The sequence below is a fragment of the Pseudoalteromonas sp. MBR-15 genome, from assembly GCF_053628915.1.
In genome coordinates this window covers 367,686-382,508 of sequence record NZ_JBRJHH010000002.1, presented here as the reverse complement: position 1 = coordinate 382,508, position 14,823 = coordinate 367,686, and the positions used below count along the sequence as shown (strand labels likewise).

Here is a 14,823-nt window from a genome sequence, read left to right as displayed (position 1 = left end):
AGAGATATTTTCTGTTGCACTCAGCATTTAAATAAGTATTATAAGCGCCCGCAGCAGGCGATTGGTAACAACAGCCAAAATGCGGCTAAAAGAGCGGGTCATTAGCTCAGTTGGTAGAGCAGTGGACTTTTAATCCATTGGTCGATGGTTCAAGTCCATCATGACCCACCATTATTTTTAATGGTATACTTTTAGATATCGGCGGATTTACGCAGCTTTAATAACGTAACAGAGCGGGTCATTAGCTCAGTTGGTAGAGCAGTGGACTTTTAATCCATTGGTCGATGGTTCAAGTCCATCATGACCCACCATTCTTTGAATGGTACAGTTACATATCGGCGGATTTACGCAGCTTTTAATAAGCAATAGAGCGGGTCATTAGCTCAGTTGGTAGAGCAGTGGACTTTTAATCCATTGGTCGATGGTTCAAGTCCATCATGACCCACCATTCTTTTTGAATGGTCATGTATATCGGCGGATTTACGCATCACATATCAGAGCGGGTCATTAGCTCAGTTGGTAGAGCAGTGGACTTTTAATCCATTGGTCGATGGTTCAAGTCCATCATGACCCACCACGCTTCATTTATCTTTTTCATCTAAGTTATCCCTTAATTATCTTTAACAGCACTCAGCAATACTGTTCTTTAGCGTTATATTCTCGTATAATTCGCGCCATGAATGCACTGTGGACTAAGTGGTCGAGAAATGAGTCTAGCTGAACAAATTATGCCTGAGGATTATATCTTTCCTCCAAAGCCAGCGCCGTTATCAAAAGATGAGCAAGCTGAGTACAAAGCACGTATTAAACAATTACTAATAGACAAGAATGCAGTTCTTGTTGCCCATTACTATACGGATCCTGAAATTCAAGCACTTGCTGAAGAAACAGGCGGCTGTGTGGCCGACTCGTTAGAGATGGCACGTTTTGGTGCTAAACACGATGCGGATATTATTGTGGTCGCCGGCGTGCGTTTTATGGGCGAAACAGCAAAAATCTTAACGCCAAACAAAACAGTTGTAATGCCAACTTTGGCTGCGACCTGTTCATTAGACGTAGGGTGCCCAATTGAAGAGTTTTCTGCGTTTTGTGATCAACACCCAGATCGTAAAGTAGTGGTGTACGCTAACACCTCTACGGCGGTAAAAGCACGCGCCGATTGGATAGTTACCTCATCATGTGCGCTTGAAATCGTTGAGCACTTAGATGAGCAAGGCGAAAAAATCATTTGGGGTCCAGACAAGCACCTAGGTTCTTATATTCAAAAGAATACCGGTGCCGATATGATTATGTGGAATGGCGCGTGTATCGTTCATGACGAGTTTAAAACCAAAGCGTTAAAGGACATGAAAGCCCTACACCCAGATGCAGCGGTGTTAGTACACCCAGAGTCTCCTGCTGAGATTGTTGCCCTTGCTGATGCTGTTGGTTCAACAAGCCAACTAATTAAAGCTGCGCAAACCATGGACAACAAAAAGTTCATCGTGGCGACAGACCGCGGTATTTTTTATAAAATGCAGCAGTTATGCCCAGAGAAAGAATTCTTTGAAGCACCTACAGCCGGTGAAGGCGCAACATGTAAAAGCTGTGCACATTGCCCGTGGATGGCTATGAACGGCTTAAAAGCGATTGAAGAAGCCCTAACAGACCCACAAGGCAAAGAAGTGTTTGTTGATATGGACTTACGCGAAGGCGCGTTAAAATCGCTTAATCGCATGTTAGAGTTCTCTGCGACACTACAACGCTAAGAATTGTTGCGATAGAAATGAAAGGCAAGGTGTACATACCTTGCCTTTTTTGTTTGTTTACTAGCCACTTAAGTTCGCTATTTTAAAAACCCCTTGCGTATGTAGGGTTGTTTTCATACTATAACGCCGCGTTAATCAGTTAACGCTTTAGGTGACGTGTCCGAGTGGCTGAAGGAGCACGCCTGGAAAGTGTGTATACGGCAACGTATCGAGAGTTCGAATCTCTCCGTCACCGCCATTTCTTCATATATTGTCTAACTTTTATAATTTTTAAATCATTTTAGCCGCGCTCTAATTATTTTTATTACCCGAGTGCTGAGGTTGAGTGATATTTTTTATGCACTCTTTCCAAAAAGATTGCCCTAATACTCTGTTTATTTCTTCTGCCGAAGTGAGACCTTTTGACACTGTTTCTAAAGCTACTTTGTACAGAGATCTCGCACCGCTTTGTGCTGCAATTTCTCTTAACCTACTGGCACTTTCTCCCGCTCTAATTGCATCGGCTAGTTGGTAATCAATAGTGATTATTTCGAACAGAGGAACACGTCCTTTATAGCCAGTATGATCGCACTCATCGCAACCAGATGGCGACATAATGTTTATATTTGGAAAGATACTTTGAAAGCGTTTGCCATGTGTATCCGATGCTAACGGACCATTTAGACTACAACTAGGGCATAGTTTTCTAATTAATCGCTGTGCTGCAACACCTTTTAAAGAATCCGCTATGATTGGCCTTGACACGCCTAAGCCTACCAACCTTGAAATGGTGGTGATTGCATCACTTGTGTGTAAGGTGGTCATTACAAAGTGCCCTGTTATTGCAGCACGAAAGGTTATTTCTGCCGTTTCTTCATCGCGCACTTCACCCATCAATATTACATCCGGGTCTTGCCTTAAAATGCTTCTGAGTGCGCTGGAGAAGGTGAGGTTTTGATGGGGGTTAATATTAACTTGGGCGATACCTTCAATTTCATATTCTATGGGATCTTCAACAGTGACAAGGCATTTTTCGGGTGTGTTTAACTCTTTTAGTGCAGCATAAAGTGTGCTTGTTTTTCCTGAACCAGTAGGGCCTGTAATCACAAATATGCCTTCACTACTTTGCAGTAAGTTTTTAAATGCGTCGAGCTCTTGTTGTTGTAAACCAATATCATCTAACTTGTTCACAACAGACTTAACAAGTAGGCGGATTACTACTTTTTCGCCTCCTTTAACGGGTAATGTCGATACGCGTAAATCAACATCTTGACCTTTGAGCTCTAAACTGACACTGCCATCTTGAGGAATCATTTTTTTAGCTAGATTGAGACGAGCGAGTGCTTTGATCCTTTGTATTATTGGTATAAAAATTTGCGCAGGTAATTCTGAGATAATCCGCAGCATGCCATCTATTCGATAACGAACTATGCCACCATTCTGAAAGGGTTCAATGTGAATATCACTGGCTTTAAATATAAATGCTTCTAAAAGCATTTCAGATACAATTTTAACTATGGCTGAGTTTGAAGAGTCGGGCTCATTTCGCTTAGTTAATGTGTTTAGCTGCTGTGATTTTATAATGATGTCATTTTCAGATAGCATTTGCTCCTGATAAAAGAGTTCAGTCCATTGTGCTATGAGTTCAGGAGATGCCAATATAGAATTAACGTGAAGGGTAGTTAAAAATCCAACCATTGCTTCCATATCAGTGTCAAATGGGTGAGATGATGCCACTGTTAGTAGGCCATCACTATAGCCTATGGGAAAAATGCCGTATTCTCTAGCGACTTTTAGAGAAACATAATGAAGCAATTCTTCCGGTATATTAGTAGGAGGTTTTGCAACTTCTAACTGATAACTTTTTGCAATCATTTGAGTTAATGTTTTTGTGTCAACGTGTAAAATAGCTTCTGCACTTTTCCACGCTGAAATGGCAGACTCACCGTTAAACATGCTCTCAATGTTAATATTGGTGTTTGTTGTTTTCTCAATACAAAATCGTTTTAGCCAATTAAAAGTGGCATTACTTCTATGAACTTCATTGTTTTCAGCCATATTCATTCCATATATATTTTATCGTCTTTGGCATCAAATGTGATTGTTGAATTGCCATGTGGAATGGTTAAACGAAAATGCTCACTCGTTATTTTTTCATAAGTAACATTCATGACTGATGCAATAGGGCTTGGCAACTCATCTGGTAGCTCTCCATAAGTTGTGCGGTAGTGCTCGACATCTTCTGCGATCATTAATAACGCCACTGAACTACCTGTTTGATAATCTCTATCATAACCTACTGGGTGAGTTTCATGGCCGATGAGTAGTGCTTTTGCTAGCAAAAACCCGAAAGCTATATATGTTGCGTAAGGAAGCCAACTTGGTAAAACAATAGAAGCTCGATTCTTATTTCGTTGATTATTTTGCGTTTCATCCATCGCTTGCGCGATACTTTCTTGCCATCGCTTATTGGTTGAAATCATGTTCATCTTCCTAGTTATTTATTCATGATGACCGTGCTGCTGGCCTAAATGTTGATCTGGATGTTTTACCCAGCCAGGAGGCCAATTTAAGTTAGAACCAGCATTACTTTGACTCCCCGATTCTGAATCACCGTTTGTTCCAGTTCTCGTACTTGTGCTCATTTGACTACCCGTGTTGCTGTCTCCACTATTTCTATCCGGAGGTGGTGTATTCCCTGTACTACTAGTGTCAGGAAGTTGAGCGTTACCTGTATTACTCGCTTTAGGTTGCTGAGTAGTCCCCGCATTAGCTAATTTAGGTGGTTGATTGGTTTTGGGAAGGTTTGTATTTGCTACTAAAGGTTCTTTATTCGTTTGGTGTGTCTCATACGGTATTGCTAACGCAATAATCATCATATTAGGAGTCACAAAAGAATGTTTTAATTCAGTTATGTGATCCAAGGCATTAAGTATATTTAAGCCGTTTTGACTATTTGCTTTTAAAAATAAAACGGGAAAAGCCTCATGGCCGGTAAAATTAAAATAACCAGAGTGATTAACTAATTGAGCTGAAAATTCAATGTCAAACTCTTCTGAAAATTGATTGGCAAGTCCAGGTAAATAACTTGGCGCATGACCGAAACTGGAACTTGAAAGCTCATTTGGCTTTGCCATTGCATCAGGTGAAGTTGCAATAACATCTTGATATGCAAGGCCTATTGAGTGGATTCTGTATAATAAGGTCGCTGCTTTAGATTCATTCACATAGCCTTGGTAATTAGGTAAGGCGATTAAGGATAAGATCCCGACTATTGATATAGCCACCATAAGCTCAACCAATGTGAACCCTTTATTTATAAAAGATTCGAGCTTTCCCAAAGTCGTTGGTTTCATTAATACAATTCGCTATTTAAGTTATATCTTCTTAAATATAGACAAAATTATAGGTTTTTCATCTTAGGTTGATTTATATTTTTCATTACTTAAGGTTGGTTAATTAAGTAAATTCAATGCCCTACAATATAGTTTTTTGAAGGTTTTGGCTGGCTTTGTTTAATCTACCATTGCAAAGTGCTTTTCGAGATTACATTTAGCGCGCATGGCTATATGGCTACTGACCTTTCTGGCAAGCTCTATCACTAATAATTCAAGTTGCTCACGGCTATAGCCAAGTAATACACAGCGTTTAAGTTGCTCGCTCACTAAGCTGCTGGCATCGTCTAAGGCGAATAGGGCGCCTAAAGCAACAAATTCAAACACGGTGTTGTTTTGCTGCGCTATGCCAAAAGGCAGCTGGCCAAATGTGAGTGCTGTTTTTAGTTGCTTTTCTGTACGTTTGATAAGCAACGCATTTAAACCTTGAATATCATCAAGCGACTTTAAAATCTCAAGCGCCATCAATGATTTTGGCACTCCTGAATACACACTAATATTCGTTAAAATATCACACAACTCTTGCATTGATACGCCATCATTCAATGCGTGCTGACATGCTCGTTTTAACAAGGGCTTGTCATGAACGGTGACCAAAGCAGCGATCGCGACAAACACAAATAAATCCGTGTTATTTGGGTTCATAATTTCTCTTTTGATTTTAGGTATTGAATATATTGAGGTTTTGTAGCAGTGTCTGATTGCAAAGAGCATGCAATCGAAAAATTGAAAATAGATTATGGTTGATAATAGCGATTTCTGCTTGCCATAAATGATTTAATTTTTGCCTAAAACAACGAACTGTTACCTTAAATGGTCCTAACCATGAATTACAGTGATACACTTAATTGAGTATTTATTAGAGGTAATCTAAATGCGTCAGGCATTAATAGAAGCAGTGAAAGAGATAGCGATTGCAGATGGTAGTTTTGAAACAGCTATCCCAGAGTTATTGGTGTTCAGACGAAGCGAAGTTTCATTGCCGATGGCCTGTGTTTACGAATTAGGACTTGGTATTAGCTTGCAAGGTGCGAAGCGAGTTGTGTTGGGTGAGCATAGTTATGATTACACTGACGGCCAATCATTAGTGACATCAGTTGATGTGCCTGTTGAGTCGCATATTACTCGTGCCAGTAAAGAGCAGCCATTTTATGGCTTATATCTACGTTTAGATGCCCATGAAATCAGCCATATTGTTGCTGAAATGGCGTTCGCAGGGAAAGACAAGTTCCCTAAGCACCAGGCTATGTCGGTTGTTGATACTGATAAAGGTTTACTTGATGCTTTACATCGGCTAATTCAACTCGACAATGAGCCGCATTTAAAAGCCAATCTTGCGCCACTTATTAAAAAAGAAATTATATTGCGCTTGCTAAATAGCCCACATAGCCCTTTTTTAAGACAGATTGTGATGTCTGGCTCTGCCCATCAAAAAATCGCCAAGACCTTATGTTGGTTAAAAGAAAACTTTACCAGTCAATTTTCAATCGATGATTTGGCCCGTGATGCACACATGAGTCCATCGACATTTAGGCTGCATTTTCGTGATGTGGTAAAGATGAGCCCGTTGCAATATGTAAAAAATCTTCGGCTACAGGCGGCAAGACAATTAATGCTAAATGAGCGAATTGATGTAGGTTCTGCAGCTTTAAAAGTTGGCTACGAAAGCCCATCGCAGTTTAGTCGTGAGTACACACGCTTTTTTGGCAAGTCACCAATAAAAGATATTTCAGCACTGCGGTTACAACAAATCGCATAAAAAGAGAGTGTTAGGCTCTCTATTTATACTAACTCATAATAGTTATTAATAATTTTCATGGCTCAAAACGGTTGCTATCTGGGTTAAAAATCTCTTATTTACGAATATAGGGTGCAGGAGGAGTTTGCTGAGAACAACTAAAGAGCGAATTTTTATATTATTATCAACGAGGTTTTATTGCCTCAAAATAGACCACTTAATTAAGCAGAATGGTATTGATTAAGCTTTTCGGTATGAATTACCGAACTTATTGGTATTCAAATAACGCGTTTTCCCATTCTTGAATTATTATTTGGCGCTTCATCTGATCGTCTATCACCAATATTTCTATGCCAAGGGGGACGGGGCGAAGTTGACCTTCCGATATATCAAGTAAGTGTTTTTGTTTAAGCCTGACTTCATTATTTATTGGCTCAAAATTAGTTAAATTAGCCATGTCAGTTTGACCTTGTTCAGATACTAAATAGTCAATAAATCGTTGTGCGCCAATTACATTTTTTGCGTGTTTAGGAATAATAGCGCTGCGCATAATAACTGAGGTGTAGTCTTTAGGCTGCACCACAATAATATTGGGGTGTTGTGCAGCCCATGTGCGCGCATAGGAGCTTAGTATGTTATAGCCAACACTGAGCTCGCCTGTAGAAAGTGCTTTCAGTATTTCGGCACTTCGCCTAAATACACGTGTATTGTGATAGCCAAACGATTCAAGCATTCGGCCATAGCTGGAGCTTTGCTCGCGATCATGTGCCCACAATAAATACCCTATTCCAACTTGGGTAATATCGTAAATGCCAATACGGCCTTTAATTTGCTCAGTGCGCCGGCGGATAAGCTCCAATAATTCGTTTCGGCTGCTAGGCGCGGCCTCGGATCCTAAAAACTCTTTATTAAATGCAATTACAGCTGTTTCGTAGGTAAAGCCAAATACTTCATTACGCCATTTAGCCCATGCCGGGAGTTTACTGGTTTGTTCCGAGCTGTAAGGTTGAGCATATCCGTCATTAACTAACTTTACTTGCAAATTCATTGCTGAACTTAAGAGTACATCTGGCGGGTTTTCAACATTAGCTAAAAGTTCGCTATACACTTCGTAGGTACTGAGCTCATAGTAATCAATTTGTACAAATGGGTATCTTTTTTGAAAGGCTGATAAAAAAGAGGCAATTTCCATTTTATCGGCCCCACCATATATTTTAAGGACAGATTTGTTTTCGCTTTGTGCAGGAAACACTAACGGGGTATTTGCTGCAACACATGGTGAGTTAACAAAGAAAACAAAAAAAACGGCAATATTAATGAGTGTTAAAAATTTCAATGTTCGTCCTCAGTCAGCATAAACGGAAAGTTTATTTCAAAAATAAGACCCGATGGGGTGTTATCGAGCAACTTAATAACTGCGTTATGATGTTCTGCTACTTCTTTTGCAATGCTTAACCCTAAACCACTGCCGGCACGAGGGTCGCCTTTACTTTTGTAAAAGCGTTCAAATACATGCTGCTTTTGCGAATCGGGTACGCCAACGCCTTGATCAGCTACGCATAAACGGGCTATGTAACCACTATCTGTACTATGAAGCTCGGTAGAAACATTGATTTCTTTATTTGGCGGGCTAAATTTAATCGCGTTTTCTAAAATATTACGTAGCATTTGGCTTAGAGCGAACGAGTCGCCGTTGATCATTAAGTTATCATCACCTTGGTATGTGATGATCACGTCACGCTGAATCGCAGATACCGCAACATCCTTACACACCGATTTTACAAGTTCAGGCAAAGAGAGCGTTATCAATGGTTGGCTATGAAAGCGGTGCGCAAGCGTTGCTTGGTTTAATAATTGTGTTACTGTGCTGTCGAGTAAATCGGTAGAATATAAAACTCGATTTAATTGCTCTTTTCTTATTTTTTCATCAGTCTCTTCAATGGCATTTTGGGCTTGGCTTTTAAGGCCGGCAAGGGGCGTTCTTATTTGATGAGCAACTTCACCTGTGAAGCGTTTTAAATGATTAAGCGACACTTCTAATTGGGAAATAAAGTGGTTAATTGTTGAAACTAAATCGGCCATTTCTTTGGGGACTGACATATCAATAGGGCGTAAGTCAGTAGGGGAGCGCTTACGTATTTTTTTATTTATGCTATAGATAGGCCGCAAAATTTGATTCACACCCAGTAATATAAGCACAATTGCTATTACAAAAGTTAGAACAACCATTTGGATTACATTTAAATTCATTTCATAGGCAAGTTGATCGCGAGCTTGCGTGGTTTGGCCAATTAAAATATTTACATCGAACGATTCGCCCACCGCATAAAGCTTATCGGAGAGTAAAATAAACCGGTAGTTTTCGCCTTTGTAATCTCCTTCCCAAAATTGTATGAGCAGATTATCCCGTGGATCATATTCAACACGCTGCCAGCGGTCGGCTGCCTTTTTTAAAATATGCTGGTATAAGCCTTCGTAGCCTGTTAAGTGCTGGCCCTGATTTTGTGTAACTTGGTACACTAGTCTGTCATTGGAGGCCATAGAAAGAGTTTCAAATGTCGCACTGGGTAAATCAACTATTATTTCATGGTAATCAATGTGGGTGTTTTCAAAAATTTGTAAAGCGGCGCTGGCAAGGAGTCGATCATATGATATTTTTGCTGCATTTTTACTGTAGTTATTAGCCATAAAATAGGTAATAAGTGTAATTATAACCATAAGGGTTATGGTTATTGTGAGCAGTTGCCGGCGAATGGAGGAGAGAGTTTTACTACTCATTTGGCTCAGCTAGCAGGTAACCTAAACCACGCAGGGTTTTTATATCAACACTGCTATTTAACAGCTTTTTACGAAGCCTTGCTACGTAGGTTTCTATTGCATTGGGGCTAGGTGAGTCGTCAAACGAATATAAATGATCGAGTAATTCATCTTTATTAAGCACTTTGCCTTGATGGGTCAAAAATATCTCGAGTAATCTAAATTCTCGTTGTTTTAAATCAATAAGTTCTTTGTCAATGTTTACGGTGCATGATTTTCGGTCAAAATCGAGATTACCATAACTAATAACATCTTGTCCTAGGCCTTGGTTACGCCTTAGGAGTGCCCGGCAACGAGCTTCTAATTCACCAAAGTCAAAGGGTTTGGTGAGGTAATCGTCAGCGCCTAAGTCAAGTAACTCTATACGATGCTCAACTTGTGCGCGCGCTGTTAAAATTAATACTGGTGTATTTGACGAGCGGGCTCTGAGTTTTTTTAATATTTGCTCGCCGTTTAAATTGGGTAAGTTTAAATCAAGTAAAATAAGGTCATACTCATGGCGTTTTAACAATGAATTAGCCACATCACCACTAGTTACAAGATCTATACCTTGGCCCAATTTGGTAAAGCGTTGGCAAATTGCTTCTCCTAACACTTCGTCGTCTTCTACTGCTAAAATTCTCATTAGCGCACCTGTAAAGTCGCAATTTAAAAAACATAATTTTAAGTTGAGCAAGACACTAAACAATTACTGCAAAGTTTACAATACTCAAATAGCTTAGTTTAAAACTAGATAAACTATAGTTTTAACTTAAGTGCCAAAAAAAATAACTGCCTGGAGTGTAATTATCTTGTGACAGGTTTGTGACAGTTTTCCCGTGTAAATTTAACATGAATAAACTGATACACACTACACAATGATAAATTTTTTTAAACAAGGTAGCGGAGACAACTATGGTTCAACAGTTCTCTAAAATATTTGCAGTAACAGGCACATTATTAACTTGTATCTCTATTCCCTCGTATGCTTCTTTCCAAGGACTTACAGAGCAAGACGAATTCAATATTAAACTCAGGTCAATCTACTTTGATCGCAATTACGATAATGACGCCAGTGATGACTCAACGTTTGCACAAGGCATAGAGCTTAATTATCAATCGGGTTATTTTAATGAGTTAATTAGCATGGGAGCCTCCACTTATACCGTACTTAATTACAATTCAACCGGAAGCGCACAAAATAATATTTTACCTGCAGGTGATGAAAAAGGCGGCGTAGATGATAGCTTTTCTAAATTTGGTCAATATTTTATCAATGTAAAACTTGGCGGCAATGGGTATGTAAAAATAGGTGGGCAAAAGACTAAAAGCATGCTGTTAAAAAGCTCTGGCAGCCGTGCAATTCCAAATACGTTTAGAGGTTTTTTTGGTAACTACAAATTTGGCAAGACCAAAGTATATGGCTACGCCTACGATAAATGGAGCCGCCGTCACGACGATAAGTGGGAAGACTTTTCTACCGACCAATCAGATAAAGGCGCAATTAGCGTTATTTGGGGGGTAGGGGCAAGCTACAACAATGATGCGCTGACAATTGACGCTGAATATTTAAACTCTCATAACTATTTATCAAAGCTAGGGCTTAAAGGTAGTTACGCTATTAAGTTTGAGCAAAGTAAGTTAACCCTTACAAGTGGAATATTTACCTCGCAAGATGATGGTGATTTATTTGTAACCAGCGCAGAAGGCGGCGACTTAGACGATGAAGATGCACCCGGTGCGATCCCTGGTATTACTAAAAGTGAAAACGATGGTTTTGCCTATTACCTTGATGCCAATTGGAAAAAAGATATTTGGACACTAGGCGCTGCATTTACCAAAGTGAATGATGCGTGGATAGAAGACAGCTTTAGCGGCGATCACGGGACTAACCCATTTCCAACCCGCTCATTAATTGGCGCAGATTTAACAAACCAAAATGAAGCAACGTGGCAGGCTCGCTTAGGTATTGACTTAAAAGCAATAGCACCGGGCTTAACCACAAAGTTCTATTACACCAAAGGCAGTGGCGCAGAAAACTCTGCACTGGGTAAAGTTGGTGGCACAGCCGATGAAAAATATTGGGCTATTGATACACGCTACAACGTAGCTGCTATAAAAGGATTAAGCCTACGTTGGCTATTTGCAGATTACAACACGAATAAAACCGGCAGTGTTGATGGTGTAAAAGGAGATAGAGCAGATCACCGTGTATATGTAGATTACACAATTAAGTTTTAAACGCCCATCGACAGGCTTTTGCACGCAGCATGGCTATGCTGCGTGTTTTTTATTTTTAGAGTTATTTTTTAATCAATTTTTATTTCATGACAGGTTAGTGACAGTTTGGCTGCTTATTCTTAAAAAAAGGCAACGTTTTTGTAACGACGTTACTTGTTTTTAATTGCAATGAAAGGGCGAAATAATGAACTCAACACATGTTAAACCTCAATTAAAACCTACGCCGAGAGCCATTCACTTTCGTGTAAATAACCACCAAACAGCCACAGCTGCTAGTGCACAAAATAATACTAATTTTGCTCCTCAAGCTTTGCAAAGTAAGCATGAACACGTGCATGAGTGCGTTGTTATTTTAAGTAATAACTAACCCATTACTGCTTTTTAAATAGATTTAGAAGCTGGATTCATATGACTATTCAAAAAAAAATACCTTGTGTCATTATGCGTGGCGGAACGTCTCGCGGTACTTATTTTTTAGCCAACGATTTACCGAGAGAGTGGGATAAACGCAAAGAAATTTTAACTGCCGCAATGGGCTCAGGCGATCCTCTGCAAGTAAATGGCGTTGGGGGCGGTAACTCTCTGACCAGTAAGGCGGCCATTATTTCACGTTCAACTGACCCCGATGCAGATATCGATTACTTATTTGCGCAAGTAGCAATCGAGCAAAATGAAGTGGATATAACACCTTCATGCGGCAATATTTTATCAGGCGCTGCTCCACTGGCAATTGAATACGGATTGGTTACTGCAAACGATGGTGAAACAACAGTTAGAGTTAAAAATGTAAATACTAATACTCTGATTGAAGTTGTTGTGCAAACGCCTAATGGCTTTGTAGAGTACGAAGGCGATGCAACTATTGATGGCGTGCCGGGTTCAGGTGCTCCTATTTTACTTAAGTTCTTTGATGTGTGTGGTACTAAAACGGGGCAATTACTCCCCACAGGCTCTGTACGCGACACGTTTGATGGCGTAGAGGTTAGTTGTGTTGATGCTGCTATGCCAATGGTACTAATACCAGCAACGTCACTAGGAGTAAAAGGCTCCGAAACTAAACAAGAGCTTGATGCAAATACAGAGTTGCTTCAAAAGATTGAAAGTATCCGTTTACAAGCCTCATTAAAAATGGGCCTTGGCGATGCGACCGGAAAAGTAATTCCAAAAGTGGGTTTACTGTCGGTGCCGCAATTTGGGGGGACGATTACATCGCGCTATTTTGTACCGCAAAATTGCCATAGCAGTCACTCCGTTACAGGGGCTATCTGCGTGAGTGCTAGTTGCATGTTGCCAGGCAGTGTGGCTTACGACCTAATTACCCCACATAGCTCGCAGCAGCAAAATATAGTAGTTGAACACCCCAGCGGAAAAATTGATTTGCTGCTTGAGGGAAGCGTTGAAAACAATACCCTAAATATTAAATCAGCCGGCTTGATGCGCACAGCCAGAATGTTATTTAAAGGTGAAGTACACATACCAGCAAAAGTATGGGTTGAAAGCCAGATGGCTTAACTTAAGACTTAGTATGCCAACCTAAAAATGCGATAGCAGATTTTCTGTTATCGCATTTTTTATGTTTTTATCAAAATAAATCTAAATATACCTCTTTAATTACAATGGCTTATAAGAAATTTTAAATTAATGGATAGTTTAGTATCTATGACAGGTAGATGACAGTTTCGGCTATTAGTCTAACTGTTGTTAACTTCTTTTAACGAAATACTTTCATCTGTGTAGAAAGTGTTATGGCGTTATGAGGAGCTATTTAAATAATTGCAGCGAATAACAGAGGTCAAATTATGAAGATTAAATTAAGTTCTTTTGCACCTAATCGTCTAAAAGCAATGCTTGTTGTGTTAGCAGCAAGCACGTGTATCGGCACAGCTAATGCGAATAATAACGACGAAGTTAGTTTTGATGGTGAGCGAGTAGAGTGGGTTGTGCCATTTAAAGAGGGTGGCGGCTCTGATACATGGGCGCGTTTTTTTGGTCCACGTTTTTCTCAGCACTTGAATGGTAAGCCAGTGGTTGTGGTTAAAAACATCCCTGGTGGTGGCTCTACTAAAGGCGCTAACCGTTTTGAACGTCGCGCTAAAGCAGATGGTTTAAATGTATTTAGTACTTCAGCCTCAACACAAATCCCTTACTTACTTGGCGACTCACGCGTTAGATACGACGTAAAGCGTTGGAACGTCATTATGGCCACACCGACGGGCGCAGTGGTATATGTGCGCCCAGAGCTAGGCATCAAAAACGCATCACAGCTTGCAGAGTTACACGGTCAAAAACTCAAATTTGGAAGTCAACGTGCTGCTTCAATGGACTTAGTAGGGTTATTAGCCTTTGATATGCTTGATTTAGACATTCACGCCATTTTTGGTATGAAAGGCCGTGGTAGCGCGCGTTTATCGTTTGAACGTGGCGAGGTTGATATCGACTTTCAAACAACTTCAGCATACTTAAAAAAAGTACAGCCACTGGTTGATGAAGGAAAGGCAATTCCGCTTATGTCGTTTGGCGTACTAAATAAAGAGGGCAAAATTGTACGTGACCCAACCTTTCCGAACTTACCACACGTAGGTGAAGTATACGAAATAATCCACGGTAAAAAGCCAACAGGCGTTGAATACAATGTATGGAAAACCTTTTTTATAGCGGGGTTTGCAGCACAAAAAGGCTTATTTTTACCTGAAGGCACCCCTGATGATGTTATTGCAGCGTGGCGCAATGCAGCGCAGCGCGTAATTGATGAAGACAACTTTAAAGAAGAATCTGAATTAGTCCTTGGTCAATACCCACAACTTGTAAACGAAGTTGCAGTAAAAACATTGAGCTCAGCACTAACAATTTCCGAAGCAGACAAACAATGGGTAAGAAATTACCTCACTGAAAATTACAACGCGCGTTTTTAAAAGCCATGTTGATT

12 protein-coding genes and 5 tRNA genes are annotated in these 14,823 nt (G+C 40.1%); 10 read left to right on the top strand and 7 right to left on the bottom strand.

The genetic code is table 11. The features are described 5' to 3' along the window. Positions 1–95 precede the first annotated feature (95 nt). The 6 genes from ACSSVW_RS04715 (at position 96) to ACSSVW_RS04690 (ending at position 1,986) form a co-directional block, all read left to right on the top strand. Positions 96–171, top strand: a tRNA-Lys gene (locus ACSSVW_RS04715). Positions 172–235: 64 nt separating this feature from the next. Next, positions 236–311, top strand: a tRNA-Lys gene (locus ACSSVW_RS04710). Between the two features lie 61 nt (positions 312–372). Further along, positions 373–448, top strand: a tRNA-Lys gene (locus tag ACSSVW_RS04705). A 53-nt stretch (positions 449–501) separates the two neighbouring features. Further along, positions 502–577 (top strand) — tRNA-Lys (locus tag ACSSVW_RS04700). A 130-nt stretch (positions 578–707) separates the two neighbouring features. Further along, complete coding sequence (gene nadA / locus ACSSVW_RS04695) at positions 708–1,748, top strand: quinolinate synthase NadA (RefSeq protein ID WP_036967789.1); 1,041 nt, start codon at positions 708–710, stop codon at positions 1,746–1,748. 150 nt (positions 1,749–1,898) lie between these two features. Then, positions 1,899–1,986, top strand: a tRNA-Ser gene (locus tag ACSSVW_RS04690). Positions 1,987–2,039: 53 nt separating this feature from the next. On the opposite strand, the gene ACSSVW_RS04685 is transcribed toward ACSSVW_RS04690, so the two are convergent. The 4 genes from ACSSVW_RS04685 to ACSSVW_RS04670 form a co-directional block, all read right to left on the bottom strand. Continuing rightward, positions 2,040–3,785: a GspE/PulE family protein gene (locus tag ACSSVW_RS04685; RefSeq protein WP_454178944.1), complete on the bottom strand. Its 1,746-nt coding sequence runs from the start codon at positions 3,783–3,785 to the stop codon at positions 2,040–2,042. Between the two features lie 2 nt (positions 3,786–3,787). Beyond that, positions 3,788–4,210, bottom strand: coding sequence for a hypothetical protein (locus ACSSVW_RS04680; RefSeq protein WP_421418419.1), 423 nt, complete (start codon positions 4,208–4,210; stop codon positions 3,788–3,790). An 18-nt stretch (positions 4,211–4,228) separates the two neighbouring features. Continuing rightward, positions 4,229–5,083 carry a prepilin-type N-terminal cleavage/methylation domain-containing protein gene (locus tag ACSSVW_RS04675; RefSeq protein ID WP_454178943.1) on the bottom strand — a complete coding sequence of 285 codons (855 nt, stop codon included), beginning with the start codon at positions 5,081–5,083 and terminating at the stop codon, positions 4,229–4,231. Between the two features lie 159 nt (positions 5,084–5,242). Next, on the bottom strand, positions 5,243–5,767 hold the full coding sequence (locus ACSSVW_RS04670) for a carboxymuconolactone decarboxylase family protein (RefSeq protein WP_454178942.1): 525 nt from the start codon (positions 5,765–5,767) through the stop codon (positions 5,243–5,245). A gap of 229 nt (positions 5,768–5,996) precedes the next feature. Between ACSSVW_RS04670 and ACSSVW_RS04665 the strand changes: the two genes are divergently transcribed. After that, positions 5,997–6,881, top strand: coding sequence for an AraC family transcriptional regulator (locus ACSSVW_RS04665; protein ID WP_421418416.1), 885 nt, complete (start codon positions 5,997–5,999; stop codon positions 6,879–6,881). Between the two features lie 247 nt (positions 6,882–7,128). On the opposite strand, the gene ACSSVW_RS04660 is transcribed toward ACSSVW_RS04665, so the two are convergent. From ACSSVW_RS04660 to ACSSVW_RS04650, 3 genes are read right to left on the bottom strand one after another with little or no spacing between them, the layout of a single operon-like run. After that, a complete protein-coding gene (locus ACSSVW_RS04660; protein WP_454178941.1) occupies positions 7,129–8,196 on the bottom strand; it encodes an ABC transporter substrate-binding protein in 1,068 nt (355 codons plus the stop codon). Further along, entirely contained in the window at positions 8,193–9,578 is a 1,386-nt protein-coding gene (locus ACSSVW_RS04655) for a sensor histidine kinase (protein WP_454178940.1), read from the bottom strand. Before ACSSVW_RS04655 ends, ACSSVW_RS04660 begins: the two co-directional genes overlap by 4 nt. A gap of 52 nt (positions 9,579–9,630) precedes the next feature. Further along, a complete protein-coding gene (locus tag ACSSVW_RS04650; RefSeq protein WP_421418411.1) occupies positions 9,631–10,302 on the bottom strand; it encodes a response regulator transcription factor in 672 nt (223 codons plus the stop codon). A gap of 269 nt (positions 10,303–10,571) precedes the next feature. On the opposite strand from ACSSVW_RS04650, the gene ACSSVW_RS04645 reads away from it, so the two are divergent. The 3 genes from ACSSVW_RS04645 (at position 10,572) to ACSSVW_RS04635 (ending at position 14,809) form a co-directional block, all read left to right on the top strand. Beyond that, positions 10,572–11,897: an OprD family outer membrane porin gene (locus tag ACSSVW_RS04645; RefSeq protein ID WP_454178939.1), complete on the top strand. Its 1,326-nt coding sequence runs from the start codon at positions 10,572–10,574 to the stop codon at positions 11,895–11,897. A 408-nt stretch (positions 11,898–12,305) separates the two neighbouring features. After that, positions 12,306–13,409 (top strand): 4-oxalomesaconate tautomerase, encoded by a 1,104-nt coding sequence (locus ACSSVW_RS04640; RefSeq protein WP_421418409.1) that lies wholly within the window; start codon positions 12,306–12,308, stop codon positions 13,407–13,409. A gap of 287 nt (positions 13,410–13,696) precedes the next feature. After that, the gene (locus tag ACSSVW_RS04635; RefSeq protein WP_421418407.1) at positions 13,697–14,809 is read left to right on the top strand and encodes a Bug family tripartite tricarboxylate transporter substrate binding protein; all 1,113 of its coding nucleotides are present in this window, start codon (positions 13,697–13,699) and stop codon (positions 14,807–14,809) included. Positions 14,810–14,823 lie beyond the last annotated feature (14 nt).

Bases quoted from the DNA above. Each gene is read 5' to 3' on its own strand.
- ACSSVW_RS04670 (WP_454178942.1), bottom strand. From the start codon at position 5,767: ATGAACCCAAATAACACGGATTTATTTGTGTTTGTCGCGATCGCTGCT.
- ACSSVW_RS04685 (WP_454178944.1), bottom strand. From the start codon at position 3,785: ATGGCTGAAAACAATGAAGTTCATAGAAGTAATGCCACTTTTAATTGG.
- ACSSVW_RS04650 (WP_421418411.1), bottom strand. From the start codon at position 10,302: ATGAGAATTTTAGCAGTAGAAGACGACGAAGTGTTAGGAGAAGCAATT.
- ACSSVW_RS04665 (WP_421418416.1), top strand. From the start codon at position 5,997: ATGCGTCAGGCATTAATAGAAGCAGTGAAAGAGATAGCGATTGCAGAT.
- nadA (WP_036967789.1), top strand. From the start codon at position 708: ATGAGTCTAGCTGAACAAATTATGCCTGAGGATTATATCTTTCCTCCA.
- ACSSVW_RS04675 (WP_454178943.1), bottom strand. From the start codon at position 5,083: ATGAAACCAACGACTTTGGGAAAGCTCGAATCTTTTATAAATAAAGGG.
- ACSSVW_RS04635 (WP_421418407.1), top strand. From the start codon at position 13,697: ATGAAGATTAAATTAAGTTCTTTTGCACCTAATCGTCTAAAAGCAATG.
- ACSSVW_RS04655 (WP_454178940.1), bottom strand. From the start codon at position 9,578: ATGGTTATAATTACACTTATTACCTATTTTATGGCTAATAACTACAGT.
- ACSSVW_RS04640 (WP_421418409.1), top strand. From the start codon at position 12,306: ATGACTATTCAAAAAAAAATACCTTGTGTCATTATGCGTGGCGGAACG.
- ACSSVW_RS04645 (WP_454178939.1), top strand. From the start codon at position 10,572: ATGGTTCAACAGTTCTCTAAAATATTTGCAGTAACAGGCACATTATTA.
- ACSSVW_RS04680 (WP_421418419.1), bottom strand. From the start codon at position 4,210: ATGATTTCAACCAATAAGCGATGGCAAGAAAGTATCGCGCAAGCGATG.